At 67.5% G+C, this 14,172-nt stretch carries 14 protein-coding genes; 6 read left to right on the top strand and 8 right to left on the bottom strand.

The window, feature by feature from the left end; genetic code table 11:
• Positions 1 to 73: 73 nt before the first annotated feature.
• From FPJ27_RS00380 to FPJ27_RS00370, 3 genes are all read right to left on the bottom strand, one after another.
• Positions 74 to 1,201 (bottom strand): aminotransferase class V-fold PLP-dependent enzyme, encoded by a 1,128-nt coding sequence (locus FPJ27_RS00380; RefSeq protein WP_204421006.1) that lies wholly within the window; start codon positions 1,199 to 1,201, stop codon positions 74 to 76.
• Positions 1,202 to 1,307: 106 nt separating this feature from the next.
• On the bottom strand, positions 1,308 to 1,802 hold the full coding sequence (locus FPJ27_RS00375) for an ATP-binding protein (protein ID WP_239483150.1): 495 nt from the start codon (positions 1,800 to 1,802) through the stop codon (positions 1,308 to 1,310).
• A 44-nt stretch (positions 1,803 to 1,846) separates the two neighbouring features.
• Entirely contained in the window at positions 1,847 to 2,551 is a 705-nt protein-coding gene (locus FPJ27_RS00370; protein ID WP_204421225.1) for a TetR/AcrR family transcriptional regulator, read from the bottom strand.
• A gap of 53 nt (positions 2,552 to 2,604) precedes the next feature.
• Between FPJ27_RS00370 and shc the strand changes: the two genes are divergently transcribed.
• Both shc and FPJ27_RS00360 read left to right on the top strand, forming a co-directional pair.
• On the top strand, positions 2,605 to 4,659 hold the full coding sequence (gene shc / locus FPJ27_RS00365) for a squalene--hopene cyclase (protein ID WP_204421005.1): 2,055 nt from the start codon (positions 2,605 to 2,607) through the stop codon (positions 4,657 to 4,659).
• 54 nt (positions 4,660 to 4,713) lie between these two features.
• Positions 4,714 to 5,085 (top strand): cupin domain-containing protein, encoded by a 372-nt coding sequence (locus FPJ27_RS00360; RefSeq protein ID WP_239483149.1) that lies wholly within the window; start codon positions 4,714 to 4,716, stop codon positions 5,083 to 5,085.
• A 30-nt stretch (positions 5,086 to 5,115) separates the two neighbouring features.
• Here FPJ27_RS00360 and ampC read toward each other — a convergent pair whose 3' ends face one another.
• Together ampC and FPJ27_RS00350 are read right to left on the bottom strand one after the other, a co-directional pair.
• Entirely contained in the window at positions 5,116 to 6,285 is a 1,170-nt protein-coding gene (gene ampC / locus FPJ27_RS00355; RefSeq protein ID WP_204421004.1) for a class C beta-lactamase, read from the bottom strand.
• Between the two features lie 242 nt (positions 6,286 to 6,527).
• The gene (locus FPJ27_RS00350; protein ID WP_204421003.1) at positions 6,528 to 6,818 is read right to left on the bottom strand and encodes a hypothetical protein; all 291 of its coding nucleotides are present in this window, start codon (positions 6,816 to 6,818) and stop codon (positions 6,528 to 6,530) included.
• A gap of 61 nt (positions 6,819 to 6,879) precedes the next feature.
• Between FPJ27_RS00350 and FPJ27_RS00345 the strand changes: the two genes are divergently transcribed.
• Genes FPJ27_RS00345 through FPJ27_RS00335 form a run of 3 tightly spaced genes read left to right on the top strand, consistent with a single transcriptional unit; the run spans position 6,880 to position 10,936 of the window.
• Complete coding sequence (locus FPJ27_RS00345; protein WP_204421002.1) at positions 6,880 to 8,157, top strand: hypothetical protein; 1,278 nt, start codon at positions 6,880 to 6,882, stop codon at positions 8,155 to 8,157.
• Positions 8,151 to 8,933 carry a DUF1266 domain-containing protein gene (locus FPJ27_RS00340; RefSeq protein ID WP_204421001.1) on the top strand — a complete coding sequence of 261 codons (783 nt, stop codon included), beginning with the start codon at positions 8,151 to 8,153 and terminating at the stop codon, positions 8,931 to 8,933. Before FPJ27_RS00345 ends, FPJ27_RS00340 begins: the two co-directional genes overlap by 7 nt.
• Positions 8,934 to 8,947: 14 nt before the next feature.
• On the top strand, positions 8,948 to 10,936 hold the full coding sequence (locus FPJ27_RS00335; RefSeq protein WP_239483148.1) for a DUF4034 domain-containing protein: 1,989 nt from the start codon (positions 8,948 to 8,950) through the stop codon (positions 10,934 to 10,936).
• A 55-nt stretch (positions 10,937 to 10,991) separates the two neighbouring features.
• Here the strand turns inward: FPJ27_RS00335 and FPJ27_RS00330 are convergent, their stop codons facing one another.
• Together FPJ27_RS00330 and FPJ27_RS00325 are read right to left on the bottom strand one after the other, a co-directional pair.
• Positions 10,992 to 11,804, bottom strand: a complete 813-nt coding sequence (locus FPJ27_RS00330) for an alpha/beta hydrolase (RefSeq protein WP_204420999.1) — start codon at positions 11,802 to 11,804, stop codon at positions 10,992 to 10,994.
• Positions 11,805 to 11,893: 89 nt separating this feature from the next.
• Entirely contained in the window at positions 11,894 to 12,352 is a 459-nt protein-coding gene (locus FPJ27_RS00325; protein ID WP_072440652.1) for a hypothetical protein, read from the bottom strand.
• A gap of 400 nt (positions 12,353 to 12,752) precedes the next feature.
• Between FPJ27_RS00325 and FPJ27_RS36755 the strand changes: the two genes are divergently transcribed.
• Positions 12,753 to 12,887 (top strand): hypothetical protein, encoded by a 135-nt coding sequence (locus FPJ27_RS36755; protein ID WP_006405345.1) that lies wholly within the window; start codon positions 12,753 to 12,755, stop codon positions 12,885 to 12,887.
• 75 nt (positions 12,888 to 12,962) lie between these two features.
• Here the strand turns inward: FPJ27_RS36755 and FPJ27_RS00320 are convergent, their stop codons facing one another.
• Positions 12,963 to 14,150 carry a beta-propeller fold lactonase family protein gene (locus FPJ27_RS00320; protein ID WP_204420998.1) on the bottom strand — a complete coding sequence of 396 codons (1,188 nt, stop codon included), beginning with the start codon at positions 14,148 to 14,150 and terminating at the stop codon, positions 12,963 to 12,965.
• Positions 14,151 to 14,172 lie beyond the last annotated feature (22 nt).

The raw sequence follows: 14,172 nt of genomic DNA, 5'->3' as shown, positions 1-14,172 counted from the left end.
CAACGTATCCGAGGCACCGGGGCGCGCTCGACAAAGCGCGCCCAAACATCACTCGAGCGGATCGGAAGTCGACCTAAAGAATGCGGTCCAGCGCGTCAGCGAACCTTGCAACCGCGCCTTCGACGTCATGCAGTTTTTCCAGGCCGAACAGTCCGATGCGGAAGGTCTTGAAATCTTCAGGCTCGTCGCATTGCAGCGGAACGCCGGCCGCGATCTGCAAGCCGACATCGGCGAATTTCTTGCCGGATCGAATGCCGTCATCGTCCGTGTAGCAGACCACGACGCCCGGTGCCTGAAAACCTTCAGCCGCCACGCTCCTGAAACCCTTGTCTGCGAGCAGCGCACGAATGCGCTTGCCGAGCTCGAGCTGCTCCGCTCTCACCTTGTCGAAACCGTATGCGTCGGTTTCCTTGATCACGTCGCGCAGCGTCGCGAGACTGTCCGTGGGCATCGTCGCGTGGTACGCGAACCCGCCGTTCTCGTACGCCTCCATGATCTGCAGCCATTTGCGAAGATCGCACGCGAAACTGGTGCTGGTCGTCGCATCGATTCTTTCGCGGGCGAGCGGGCTGAGCATGACCAGTGCGCAGCAGGGTGGCGCACTCCAGCCCTTTTGCGGCGCGCTGATCAGGACATCGACGCCGCTGGCCTGCATGTCGACCCAGACCGTACCGGAGGCGATGCAATCCAGTACGAACATGCCGCCGACGGCATGCACGGCGTCGGATACCGCGCGCAAATACGCATCGGGCAACATCATCCCGGATGCGGTTTCGACATGCGGCGCAAAGACCAGATCCGGCTTGTGCTCCCTGATCGCGGCGACCACCTCGTTGATCGGGGCCGGTGCATAGGCGGCCTGCCTTCCCGGTTCGACCGGGCGTGCCTTCAGCACCGTCGTCTCGGACGGAATGCTGCCCATGTCGAAAATCTGCGACCAGCGGAAACTGAACCAGCCGTTGCGGATGACCACACACTTCTTGTTCGTCGCGAACTGCCGGGCGACGGCTTCCATGCCGAACGTCCCGCTGCCCGGGACGACGACGGCCGACTTCGCGTTGTAGACCTGTTTCAGCGAAGCGGAAATGTCATGCATGACGCCCTGAAAAAGCTGCGACATATGATTGATCGATCGGTCGGTGTAGACCACGGAATATTCGAGGAGCCCGTCGCGGTCGACATCGGGAAGCAAGCCTGGCATGGTCGTCTCCGGTAATAGATGAACAATGGCGTCGGGGCGAGCCGTATCCGTGACGGGGTACCGCTGCACCGATGCAAATTCGTTTTTTTCTCGACGAAAGCCGATTCTAACGAAGGCCGCCCGCAACCTGGCGCATATTTTGTCTGGTCTCGCGCGCACGCTTGAAGTTGCGCGGCGGCGGCCGGAGCGAAGCGCCGGCGGGCTGCGAAACGGCGCGCCCCCATGCGCGCGCAGCGACGGTATTGAACGGGAGATCGAGAACCACCGGGACGCCGGCCTGCAACACGGCGCGGACGTGATCGGCGATCACATCCTTGATGCGCGTTGCACATCGGACATAGTCGTCGATCGACAGAATCTCGCCCGGATAGAGGCGAGCAAGCCAATCGTCTTCGCTGATCGGGATGGTCCGCTCGGCGCTTGCGAGCGTCGCGGTCAGCGTCGATTTTCCGGACGCGATCTTGCCGCATACCATGTGCAGCATGACCGCATCGTTCGATGCCGTCGCGCGATGCGTCGTTTCAGTCTGCCTTTCCAGGCTCTCCATCGATTGCCCGGAAAGCAAAAACCCGCCTTTCGAGCGGGTTGTGATGACATGCATTCAGTCGATGGCTACCCCGCCGGCAAGATTGCGGCGCGTCCACGTCACGCCGCCCCGCCACTCTCCTTCGGAAACACCCCCTTGCTCATCGCATCCAGCTGCCGGACGATCTCCGAACGCAACCCGGCCGATACCTCGACGCTGTCGAGCAATTCCGAAATCCACAGCCCGTCGGCCGCGAGCCGGCAGATCATCAGCGTCGCCGCCCGCTCCAGCGGCACGGGATCGGGCCGCGTCCATTCCCGCATCGGCACCGACCATCGCGCGCGCGTCTCCTGCTCGGTAATCATCGACGCGACCAGCACGCGCAGCACATCGGTACTCGCCGCCGGATTGGCCGCGTCGAGCACCGCGTGCAGATAGGCCCGCGCCGCCGCGCCGTCGCCGCCGGGATCTGCCGCCGTCCGCGCGGCCATTTGCGCGGCGAACCGCTCGGTCGCCTGCCCGAACAGCGCATCCAGCAGCCCTTGCTTGTTCGCGAAGTGATATTGCAGCGCGCCTTTCGTCACGCCGGCACGCTCGGCCACCGCATCGAGCGTCAACGCCGCCACGCCGTGATGCGTCGCAATCTCGGATGCCGCCGCCAGCAATTGCGCGCGCACCTGATCCGGCGCTTTTTTCCGCCGCACGCCGGCAGCGGCGGCAGCCACCGGCACCGATGATCCTTCGGATGCCCGCACAGCGGCCTTTCCAGCCGGTTCGACAGGCGCGGACACGTCGTGCGGCGCGGGTTCAAGGCGTTTTTTCATGGTGCGGATGTTAGCATCCGAGGGTCTCGATATAAACATTCCGGCTGGATGGTATGATCCGCCGCATGAACAAACCCGCCCCATCTCCCTGGTCCGCGCTCGACACCGCCATCGCCCGTGGACGCGACGCGCTCGTGCGTCTTCAGCAGCCCGACGGCAGCTGGTGTTTCGAACTCGAATCCGACGCGACGATCACCGCGGAATACATCCTGATGATGCATTTCATGGACAGGATCGACGACGTCCGCCAGCAGAAGATGGCGCGCTACCTGCGCGCGAACCAGCGGCTCGACACGCATGGCGGATGGGATCTGTACGTCGACGGCGCACCGGACGTGTCGTGCAGCGTGAAGGCGTATTTCGCGCTGAAGGCCGCCGGCGACAGCGAACACGCGCCGCACATGGCCCGCGCGCGCGACGCGATCCTGAAGCTCGGCGGCGCGGCGCGCTCGAACGTGTTCACGCGCATCCTGCTCGCGACGTTCGGCCAGGTGCCGTGGCGCGCGGCCCCGTTCATGCCGATCGAATTCGTGCTGTTCCCGAAGTGGGTGCCGATCTCGATGTACAAGGTCGCGTACTGGGCGCGTACGACGATGGTGCCGCTGCTCGTGCTGTGCTCGCTGAAGGCGCGCGCCCGCAATCCGCGCAACGTTTCGATCCGCGAGCTGTTCGTCACGCCGCCGGACCAGGAACGTCACTACTTCCCGCCCGCGCGCGGCATGCGCAAGCTGTTCCTCGCGCTCGACCGCACGGTCCGCCATCTCGAGCCGCTGATGCCGAAGCGCCTGCGCCGGCGCGCGATCCGCCACGCGGAGGCGTGGTGCGCGGAACGCATGAACGGCGAGGACGGGCTCGGCGGCATCTTCCCGCCGATCGTGTACAGCTACCAGATGATGGAAGTGCTCGGCTATCCGGACGATCATCCGCTGCGACGCGATTGCGAAAACGCGCTGGAAAAGCTGCTGGTCGCGCGGCCGGACGGCAGCGTGTACTGCCAGCCGTGCCTGTCGCCGGTGTGGGACACCGCATGGAGCACGATGGCGCTCGAGCAGGCGCGCGGCGTGGCAGTGCCGGAAGGCGGCGGGCCGGCCGGCGCGCTGCGCGAACTCGACGAACGTATCGCGCGCGCGTACGACTGGCTGGCCGAGCGCCAGGTGAACGACCTGCGCGGCGACTGGATCGAGAACGCGCCGGCCGATACGGAGCCGGGCGGATGGGCATTCCAGTACGCGAACCCGTACTACCCCGACATCGACGACAGCGCGCTCGTCACCGCGATGCTCGATCGCCGCGGCCGCACGCATCGCAACGCGGACGGCGCGAACCCGTATGCGCCGCGCGTCGCGCGCGCGCTCGACTGGATGCGCGGGCTGCAATCGCGCAACGGCGGCTTCGCGGCCTTCGACGCCGACTGCGACCGCATGTACCTGAACGCGATCCCGTTCGCCGATCACGGCGCGCTGCTCGATCCGCCGACCGAAGACGTGTCGGGCCGCGTGCTGCTGTGCTTCGGCGTGACGAAGCGCGCGGACGACCGCGCGGCGCTTGCGCGCTGCATCGACTACGTGAAGCGCACGCAGCAGCCCGACGGCAGCTGGTGGGGTCGCTGGGGCACGAACTACCTGTACGGCACGTGGAGCGTGCTGGCCGGCCTCGCGCTTGCCGGCGAGGACAAGTCGCAGCCGTACATCGCCCGCGCGCTCGACTGGCTGCGCGCACGGCAGCACGCGGACGGCGGCTGGGGCGAGACGAACGACAGCTACATCGACCCGAAGCTCGCCGGCACCAATTCCGGCGAGAGCACGTCGAACTGCACCGCATGGGCGCTGCTCGCGCAGATGGCGTTCGGCGACTGCGAATCCGATTCGGTGAAGCGCGGCATCGCGTTTCTGCAGTCGGTGCAGCAGGACGACGGTTTCTGGTGGCACCGCTCGCACAATGCGCCGGGCTTTCCGCGCATCTTCTATCTGAAGTATCACGGCTATACCGCGTACTTCCCGCTGTGGGCGCTTGCGCGTTATCGGCGGCTCGCGGGCGCTGCGTCATCGCCGGGCTCGACCGTGCGCGGTACGATGGCAGTGGAAACAACCGACACGGCAGTCGCCTGAGCGACGCCGCGCCGGCGCGCTCCACTCCACCCAACTCGACGAAGCATGCCGATCATGATCGACGTTTCATCCATTACCGACGCGCTCACCCCGAGCGGCGAGCCGACGCAGTACCACGTGTCGCCCGAGAAGCTGATTTCGGGCGATCCGCTGCAAACGCTCACGCCCGGCTTCGCGAGCCCGTGCGGCCGTTTCTCGACCGGCATCTGGGAAAGCACGCCGGGTTGCTGGCACGTCGCGTACACCGAAGCGGAATACTGTGAGATCCTGGAAGGCACGTCCGTGATCACCGACCTGGAGGGCAACAGGAAGACCCTGCGTGCCGGCCATCGTTTCGTGATTCCGCCGGGTTTTCGCGGCACGTGGGAAGTCGTCGAACGCACGCGCAAGATCTTCGTCGCGTACGACGAACAACCGCCCGAGTAAGCGGCGGCGCTTCGTCCGCCGCTGGAAGCATTACCGGCCGCCGCCGAGCGACTCGAGAATCCGGTATGCCGTCTTCACTCGATCCTCGATCGGGAAGCTGCGGTTCGCGAGCATCACGATCGCGATCCGCTTCGCGGGGACGAACGCGACATACGTGCTGAAGCCGTTGGTCGAGCCCGTCTTGTTGATCCATGTGTCCGGGCTCGGCGCGAGCGGCGGCTTGATCGCGCTGGCCGGCGTCGCATCGAACAGCATCTTCGGCGCGTTGCCGTCGAGCAGCATCGACAGCGCGACCGGATACGGATACTGCTCCCAGATCAGGTCCTGCGTCAGCGGCCCTGCACGGAAATAGCCGGTGTGCGTGCGCTCGATCGCGCGCTGCAGCCGCGGCGCCGTTTCGATCAGCCCCATGTTCGCCTGCACGAAACGCAGCAGGTCGGCCGCCGTGGTCCGGACGCCGTACGCCGGCTGCCACAGCATGCCGCCCGTCATCCGGATCGGCTTGCCGTCCTGCGTATAGCCCTGCGCATAATCGGCCGTGCGCGCATCGGGCACGTTGATATACGTGTGCGTCATCCCGAGCGCGGGAAAGAGCCGCTGCTCCATCAGCACCGCGAAATCGCGGTTCATCGCCTTCGCGGTGAGCCACCCGAGCATCCCGATCGCGACGTTCGAATACGTGCGGCGCGTGCCCGGCGCATACGCAGGCCGCCACGCGTCGAGATAGCGGATCAGGCCGGCATCGTCGCGGATGCTGTCGGGCACCTGCAGCGGCATGCCGCCCGGCGTGTGCGTACCGAGCTCGAGCAACGTCACGCCGCCGAACGGCTTGCCCTGCATTGCGGGCAGGTACTTGGCCGCAGGGTCCGACAGCGACAGCTCGCCGCCTTCTTGCGCGTCGGACGCGAGCGTCGCGGTCAGCGTCTTGCTGACGGAGCCGATCTCGAACAGCGTGTCGCCGGTGACGGGCTTGCCGGTTTGCGTCGACATCACGCCGTAGTCGAACACGTAGGGCTTGCCGTCGGCGACGATGCCGATCGCCATGCCGGGAATGGCGTACTGCTTCATCAGCGGCGCGACGTGGCGGGTCACGGTTGCGTGGATGTCGTTCTGCGTGACTGCGGCCGCGCGGCCGGCCATGGCGGTGGCGCACGCGGCGACGAACAGGGTCGCGGCGAAGCGTGTCGCGTCGAATCGCATGGTTGCGGTTCCTTTGATATCGGATGGTTGCATGAACAACGGATTCGGCCGCGCCGCGCGGAAATCGCGGTGGCCGGCCAGTCGAAGCAGGACTATCCATTACCGGCCGGCCGCGCACAATCGACGATATGTTGCGCGAGCCTAAAGAAAAACTTATGAAATGCACGAAGCGCCGGATCGCACCGCTGCAACCCCGAATCGCTCGACGGTTTGCCGGAAAAACCTGTCGGTTTTAACGGCATTCAATCCGGCAGCCGAATGGCGCCGTATCGAAAATCGATGAAAAAGAGATAAGTCTTGTCAGATCGGCAAACGCCGGCACGCCGCGTGATTGATTCGTCCGCGCGGATCGCAGTAAACTCGCGGCAGCAAAAAATAAAATTCGTCCTGAGAGAAACCATGAATCGCCATTCCTCGATCGCCCGCTCCCGCGTCATTGGCCGCCGCGCGGTCGCGTGATTTTCACGCGTCGACCGACCTGCATCGGGCACCCGCGATACCGCCGCGTATCGCGCCCGCATGCCCTCCAGCACGCAAGCCAAAAACCTCCAGGGTCCCGCCCGCGGACGCCCTGCCTGACCGGAGAGTGACCCCGTGACCGAAACCGTCGCCGCGTCCGCCTATCGGCCGCGCGATGTCGTCAACGCGCCCGACATCAAGGCGGCCATCGCGCGCCGCAGCGCCGAGCGCGGCGATCCGGCCGACATCCGCGCGTGGCTCGGCAACCATTTCTTCCGCTGGGTCGTCGGCGCGTTCGAGCAGGCGCGGCCGCTCGATTCGCTCGCCGATTACCGCGCGCTCGCCGGCGCCGACCGGCCGGTGCCCGACTGGCTCGTGCGCCGGTTCCGCACGCAACCGGCATCCGGCTGCGTCAACGGCGCGGCGGTCGACCCGAAGCCGCTCTACTTCATCGATCCCGAGCACATGCTGCTGATCGACCGCGAGCGCGTGCTGGTCGAATTCCTGCGCTCACGCGCCGGCACGCGGCTCGCGCAGAAACTGCAGCGCATCACGTGCGCGATGGCGCTCGACATGCGGGAGCGCGAACACCAGCGGATGCAGGCGCGCCGCGACAAGGGCTGGGTGCCGAGCAGCGGCCTCGCGCTACGCGAGGTGCTGCGCACGCCGAACGGGATCGTCTTCGAATTCGCCGGCGATCATGCGGCGCTGCGCGAGGAGCTGGCTTACGAGTCGTACTACATGCAGCACTGTCTCGGCCAGTTCGCGGATCGCCGCCGGCTGCGCGGCGGGTACGGCGAGCAGTATGCGCAAGCCGCGCAGGACGGCCGGCTGCGCCTGTTCACGCTGCGCGGCGCGGGCAACCAGCCGCACGTGACGATCAGCCTGTCGGTGACCGGCGACGGCCTGCGCATCGACCAGATCAAGGGCAAGCAGAACCGCCATCCGGTGCGCCGCTATGCGGACGACGTGCGCCAGTTCCTGCGCACGCTCGCGCCGCGCGGCGAGCGCCATCCCGATTGCGAGGGCATGGGCCTCGTGTTCGAGCCGGACACGCCGGGCGCGGCCACCGGCGAATGGACCTTCGTCACCGACGTGCGCTCGCCCGACCATCTGCTGAGCGTAATGAGCGAGAACTTCCACCTGATCGAGCATTTCGCGCAGCCGCCGGCCGTGCTGCAATGGCTGCTGCTACGCAACGCGCCCTACGCGCTCGGTCAGCTTCGGCAAATCGACCCGGCCGTCGCGGCGGCCGCGCGCCACGCGTTGCCGGGCGATGCGCTGCCGGCCGCGCGCGAACCTGATGCACCTCGGGCAGCGGCCGCCTTCTCGATCGAGGGCATTCCGATCGATCCCGCGCTGTGCGCGGCGTTCGCGCTGCCGTCAACAGCGGCCGGGAGCCCGTCATGCTGAAACTGCTGATCGGCGCGGCCGTGCTGTGGCTCGTGTGGTACGTGTGGCGTTCGTTGCGGATCGCCGCGCGGATGGTGCGCGAAGTCGACGCCGACCAGGCCGCGGGCACCGACCGCGCGGTGCCGGTCCGGCAGACCGCCGCGGTTTCGCTCGCCCTCACGCTCGCCGACCAGGCGCCGCCGAACCGCCGCCGCTGGTCGCTCGCACTTGCCGACATCCTGCTGATCCGCAACGGGCTGCGCTGCGATTGCGACGACCTCGTGTACGCGCTGCCCGACACGCAGCGCGAGCAGCTCGCCCGCCAGTTGCGGCGCGAACTCGACCTGCCGGCCGACCTGCCCGAGTGGCAGATCGTGCAGCGCGTTGCGCCGATCCTCGCGGGCTGGATACGCGGTGTCGGCCGCTCGCACGAAGGCTTCTACGAACAGCTTGCGGCCGTTGGGCGCGTGCGCGACGCGCTGGCGTTCGATTGCGCGCGCACCGCGTTTCTCGTGCGCTGCATCGCGCTGCTCGGCTGGGCGTCCGAACAACAGGCGTGGGTCGTGCTGCTGCTCAATGCGCAGCGCGCGCAGGACAGCTTCGACAGCTGGGAAGACTTCGGGCTCGCGTATGCGCGGGCGCGCCAGCACTGGTTGCGCGGCAGCGGCCAGGACGGCCCCGCATCGTCGCGCGCCACGCAGGAAGTGCGCGAGCACCTGCGCAATCCGTCCGGAAACTGGCTTTCGCTGCCGTGGAAGCGCTACCGCATCTTCGATCCCCAACCCGTTTCGTCATGACCGCCGACACCGACATGTCCTCTGCTCCCGCCGACCTGATTCCGCCCGCGAAGTCCCGATGGTTCATCTGCGACGTCGACGCGCTGCTGCGCGCGGGCGACTTTGCCGCGCTCGACACGCAGCTCGACGCCGCGCTCGCCGCCAGCTTCGCCGACCGCACGGCCGAAGCGCTGTACGTCGACGCGCTGCCGGCCGACGTGCAGCCGTGCATCGAAGCTGGCGCCGAAGGCCTCGCGCGCCTGCGCACCTGGCAGGCCGCGAACCCGCAATCCTCGCACGCGTGGCTGTGCGAGGCGCATTACTGGCACCACTGGGCGTACGAGTACCGCGGCTCCGGCTGGGCCGAGACGGTGACAGAAACCGGCTGGATCTGCGCGCATGCGTGCGCAACGCTGACGATCGTCGCCGCGCTGCGCGCGCTCGTGCTCGCGCCGACGATGTGGAGCGCGCCGAAGGTGATCTTCACGAGCGTGTCGTCGTTCGACGAACCCGAGTGGCTCACGCAGCTCGTGCAACAGCGGCGCTGGCCCGTGACCGAGCTGCACCTGAACGTCGGCGCCCACGACGAGGCCACTCGCGCCGAACTGCAGGGCATGCTCGCGCGTTCGGGGCTGAACCCCGGCGCACCCGTCGCCTGCCCGGCGGCATTTCCGGAAGCGCTGCCCGGCCCCGTCCAGGGCAAGAAGCTGCGCAAGGGCAAGTGGTACTGGATGGAGGCGACGCTGCACATTCACCCGCACCAGTTTTTCCCGATGCGTACGTTCATCTGGTACATGCAGCCGCGCTGGGGCGGCTCGCACGACCACGTCCGCGCGTTCGTCGATTCGGACGCGTGCGCGCACCTCGACGCGGTCGAGAAGGACCGGCTGCGCCACGAGATCTGGCGCGACGACCATATCGGCAATACGCTCGATTCGAATGACGACGACGACGATGCACGCCGCGCGATGGCCGCGACGCTCGCGCGGGCCAAGGCCGCGCTGCATCCGTATCACCGCTGGGAAACGCTGCACTGGCTCGCGCACAGTCATTTCATGCGCAGCGAATACGAGCAGGCTTACGCGCGCCTGCGGGAAGCCGAGCACGATCAGCCGATCGACGACAACCACGCGATGGCAATGGGCGTACGGCTCGCGCTCGACCTCGATCCGCAGGGCACCTGGCTGACCGGCGCGATCGAGCGCGCATCGGATGCGCGCGCATGCACGTCGGCGATGATCCTGCGGGGCTACGCCCATCGCACCGGCACGTTCGGCTTCGCGCAGGACGACGCACGCGGCGATGCGTGGCTCGAAGCCGCGCGTGTGAACGAGCCGGGCTCGCTCGCATGGAACCAGCTCGCGTCGGCGATGCGCGACGAAGGCCGTCGGCCCGCCGACGCCGTCGCGCTGTGCGAGCTCGGCCATGAAGCGGGCGGCGATTCGTGCGGCTACCTGCTCGGCTGCTTCTACGAAGACGGCATGCACGTCACGCAGGATCTGTATCGCGCCGCCCATTACTTCCGCGAGTCGGTCGACGACGGCGGCAACATGGCCGCGTACAAGCTCGCGTTTGCGTACTATCACATCGCGGGCGCCAGCAAGGACGAAGCCGAACGCACGCGCATGCAGGTCGAAGCCGTCGAGGCCGCGCGCATGGCGCACGAGATGGGGCATACCGAGGGCCTCGAGACGATGCTGATGTTCATCGCCGACGTCGACGATCTCCCGTCGCGCCATCGTTACGTCGACGAACTGCGCCGCCATGCGGAAGGCGGCCATCCGGCGGCGATGGCCGCGTTGTCGTCGATCCTGGCCGACAGCCGCGACAAATCGCTCTACAACTATCGCGAAAGCGTGCGCTGGATCATGGGCGCCCAGGCGATCGCTCCGGACGACGAATACGTGCGCAACATCACGCGCCTGCGTCACGAGGACGGCATGCTCGGCAAGCTGCTGTACAAGCTGCACCGCAAGCAGATCAAGGCGCACGAGATTCCCGGCAACGACAACGCGATGGTCTGAGCACGGGCGACGAACGCGCGCACCCATCGACGGCGCGCGCGGGCCGCACGAGCGGTCAGCCCGGCAGCCGGTCGAGGAAGGCCAGCATCGCCGCGTTGAATCGCGCGGGCCGCTGCAGCGGCGCGAAGTGGCTCACGCCGGGCAGGATCGTCAGCGTCGCGCCCGGAATCGTGCGCGCCAGATACGCCGCATGCTCGGGCCGGATGAATTCGTCGTGCTCGCCCTGTACGATCGTCACCGGCACCGCGATCGCCGCGAGATCCTGTGCGCTGTAATTCGGTTGCGTGCGCATCATTTCGCTGACGGCCGAAACGAATGCATCGAACTGGTCAGGCGTTGCGGACAGTTGCGCGTAGTCCTTCCGGTGCCGCGCGAAGCAGCGGTCGATCAGCGGGCTCGGCACCATCTCCTTCGTGCCGCCCGGATCCATGTTGCACGCGAAGAAGAACACGCCGGCCGCGCGCTCCGGCGCACGGGCCGCCAGCACGAGCGCGGTGCATGCGCCGTCGCTCCAGCCGACGAAGCGTGCGCGGTCGACGTGCAGCGCGTCCAGGACCGCAAGCACGTCCGACGCCATGCGTTCATAGGAATACGGTTGATCGTCGCGCGTGCTGCGGCCGTGGCCGCGGCTGTCGATCAGGATCGCGCGGTAGCCGGCCGCGAGCAGCGCCGGCACCTGGTTGCCCCAGTTGCCGCCGTGGCCGAGGCCGCCGTGCAGCAGCACGACGGGCGGGCCGTGGCCGAACGACGCGTGCCAGATGCGCGCGCCGTCGTGTTCCAGCCATCCTTGCGCATCGGCCGCCGGCAGCGGCGTGCCGCCGTGCGCGTCGAAGCGGACGAGTTCGTCGTCGTCGAGTTCCGCATGCATCGTTCTGCCGTCCTTTCGAGGGAGACGAGCTTGCGATTGTAATGCGTGCGGCCGACGCGGCATTGACGGCCGCGCGCAGCCGGAAACCGTCAGGCCTGCGTCGACACCAGCCCGCCCGCCGACGAGCCGCCCGACTTCTCGATCGCCGCCGCGAGCTGCGAGATCGCCGTCGCCAATGCCGCCGAGATCGCGCTGGCCTCCGCGCTCAGCGACTGCTGTTCGACCGCCGCGGCCGGGTCGTCCTTCGCGCGCTGGGCGGCGCTCGCCATTTGCCGCTCGAGCGTCGCGAGCTGCTTCTGCAGCCGTTCGATCAGCGCCTTCAACTGGCTGACTGCCGGGCTTTCCGACGACGCGCCCGATGCGCCGAGCGTTTCGCCGGTGCCGCCGGTCGAACTCTTCGCGCCGGTGGTACTCGTCGTGCCGGTGGTACCCGCGGTATCCGTTGCGCCGTCGGCGGATGATGTCGTGGCCGATGCGCCCGGCGGGTTTGCTGTAACGCTGCCGTCCGCCAGTGGGGATCGCGCGGTCGTGGAAAAATCGATCTGCATCGTGTCGGTCCGTGTGTCGGTAAACAAATCGTGACGAGGTGGCATGAAATGCCTTCCGACTCGTTTACGACATTCGTCATACAAAACTTGAGTATCGGGGTCGAACAGATTCCGCGGTAGATCGCGGCACTCAAGTCGCGAAAGGGCCAGATTGGCAGCGAAACGGCGCTGGTAAAATTACCGATTCGCCGGGCGGATCCGCGCGTCGACGGCCTGCGGGCACGGTCGCGCAACGCCGCCGGGTTCGACTCCCGCCCTTCCGGGCGTGGCATGTGCGCGTGCCGCGCCGCCGTCGCGGCTTCGCGGGTCGCCCTCTCCGTCCGCCTTCGTGCACCGCTCGCCGGGTCGAGCGGTGCACGCCGGGCGGCGCCCACTTCATTACGCATTCGAGGAACAGACGATGGCCCGCATCGGCGCCTTCTGCATCACGACGTGGCTTGCCGCCGCGATTCTCTACTTCGGCCAGCATTCCGTTGCGATGATCGCGCTCAGCGGTGTCGTCGTATTCGGCGGGTTCGATCTGCTGCGGCCGTAACGCGCATCGACAGGCGCCTGGAAAATCCGGGCGCCGCATGAATGCACGGAGGTGAACGAACCGGCGCCCCGCGCGTCAGCGCGGCAACGTCCTCAACGAAGACGGCCCGCCGGTCAGCGCGATACGCTTGCCCGTATCGCGCAGCTTGCCGCCTTCCACCGCATAGAGCGCAAGCTGCCGTTCGACGTTGAACTGCACGATCACGTGCCGGTTGTCGGCGGTAAACACGATGCCCTGCGCGGCTTCTCCGCCGGGCAACTCGCTGGTCTGCACGGCCTGCCCGTCGCGGATCTCGAACAGCAGCACCTTGCCGAGCTTGCGGCGGCCCGGATTATCGGACGTCAGGTTCGAGCCGTCCATCGCCTGCACGGCGATCCATTTCCCGTTCGGCGAAATCGCGACGCCTTCCGGCAGCGACGGCACCGTCAGGTACTGGACCGTCCGGAACGGCACGCGCGACACGTCGATCAGCGCGACCGTATCGGCGTCGCCCGCGAGCGTGCCCGTATAGCCCGGCAGCCCCGCAAGCCCGACGTTGCTGACGACCGCCCAGCGGTTGTCGCTCGACACGTCGATCGTGTAAGGCGCGACGCCCGTGCTCAGGCGCGTGCCGCTGTCGGTCACCTTGCCGTCGTCGACGTTCAGCACCGCGACGCCCTGCTCGTCGCGCAGCGACACGAGCGCATGCTTGCCGTCGTGCGTGAAGCTGATCCCTGCGAGCCGCTTCTTGCCGATCTTCAGGTTGCCGTCGAGCGTCACGTGCGTGCCGTCGATGCGCAGGATCGATACGCTGCCGTCGACATTGGCGACAAGCGCGAGCCGGCCCGAACGGTCGATCGCGATCCCTTGCGGATGCGTGCCGAGCTCGATGCGCGTGATCGCGGGCGGTGCGGCGTCGAGATTCACGACCTGCAGGAACGTGTCGAACAGGAGTTGCTTCGCGGCCGCGTCGTAGCGCGTCGGCGCGCCGACGAGCGCGAGCTTCGCGTCGGGCGTGATCGCGACGGCCTGCGGCGGCCCCTGGATGCCGTTCTCGACGTCGACCTGCAATGCGACTTTCGGCGGGAACGTGCTGGCGTCGAGCAGCGTCAGCGTGTCGGCGGGAGGTGAGACGAGGAAGGTGTCGCGGCCCTCGACGCGCTGGTACTTGCCGTCGTTGCCGGACACGATCCAGTCGGCGGCGTGCACGGCGACGCCCGTCGTGGCGAGGGTCAGCGCGGCGAGCAGGCGCGCGCCGCGCAGGCGGAAAGGATTCGAATGCATGGCGGTCGATTCTCCGGATCGG

This window comes from Burkholderia sp. MS455, assembly GCF_016899445.1.
Lineage (GTDB): Bacteria > Pseudomonadota > Gammaproteobacteria > Burkholderiales > Burkholderiaceae > Burkholderia > Burkholderia pyrrocinia_C.
The sequence above is the reverse complement of the archived record's forward strand: the minus strand, read 5'-3'. Positions and strand labels throughout refer to the sequence as shown.

Coding starts and splice junctions, on each gene's coding strand:
- FPJ27_RS00360 (WP_239483149.1), top strand. CDS start 4,714: ATGATCGACGTTTCATCCATTACCGACGCGCTCACCCCGAGCGGCGAG.
- FPJ27_RS00320 (WP_204420998.1), bottom strand. CDS start 14,150: ATGCATTCGAATCCTTTCCGCCTGCGCGGCGCGCGCCTGCTCGCCGCG.
- ampC (WP_204421004.1), bottom strand. CDS start 6,285: ATGCGATTCGACGCGACACGCTTCGCCGCGACCCTGTTCGTCGCCGCG.
- FPJ27_RS00335 (WP_239483148.1), top strand. CDS start 8,948: ATGTCCTCTGCTCCCGCCGACCTGATTCCGCCCGCGAAGTCCCGATGG.
- shc (WP_204421005.1), top strand. CDS start 2,605: ATGATCCGCCGCATGAACAAACCCGCCCCATCTCCCTGGTCCGCGCTC.
- FPJ27_RS00340 (WP_204421001.1), top strand. CDS start 8,151: ATGCTGAAACTGCTGATCGGCGCGGCCGTGCTGTGGCTCGTGTGGTAC.
- FPJ27_RS00330 (WP_204420999.1), bottom strand. CDS start 11,804: ATGCATGCGGAACTCGACGACGACGAACTCGTCCGCTTCGACGCGCAC.
- FPJ27_RS00375 (WP_239483150.1), bottom strand. CDS start 1,802: ATGCATGTCATCACAACCCGCTCGAAAGGCGGGTTTTTGCTTTCCGGG.
- FPJ27_RS36755 (WP_006405345.1), top strand. CDS start 12,753: ATGGCCCGCATCGGCGCCTTCTGCATCACGACGTGGCTTGCCGCCGCG.
- FPJ27_RS00370 (WP_204421225.1), bottom strand. CDS start 2,551: ATGAAAAAACGCCTTGAACCCGCGCCGCACGACGTGTCCGCGCCTGTC.
- FPJ27_RS00325 (WP_072440652.1), bottom strand. CDS start 12,352: ATGCAGATCGATTTTTCCACGACCGCGCGATCCCCACTGGCGGACGGC.
- FPJ27_RS00380 (WP_204421006.1), bottom strand. CDS start 1,201: ATGCCAGGCTTGCTTCCCGATGTCGACCGCGACGGGCTCCTCGAATAT.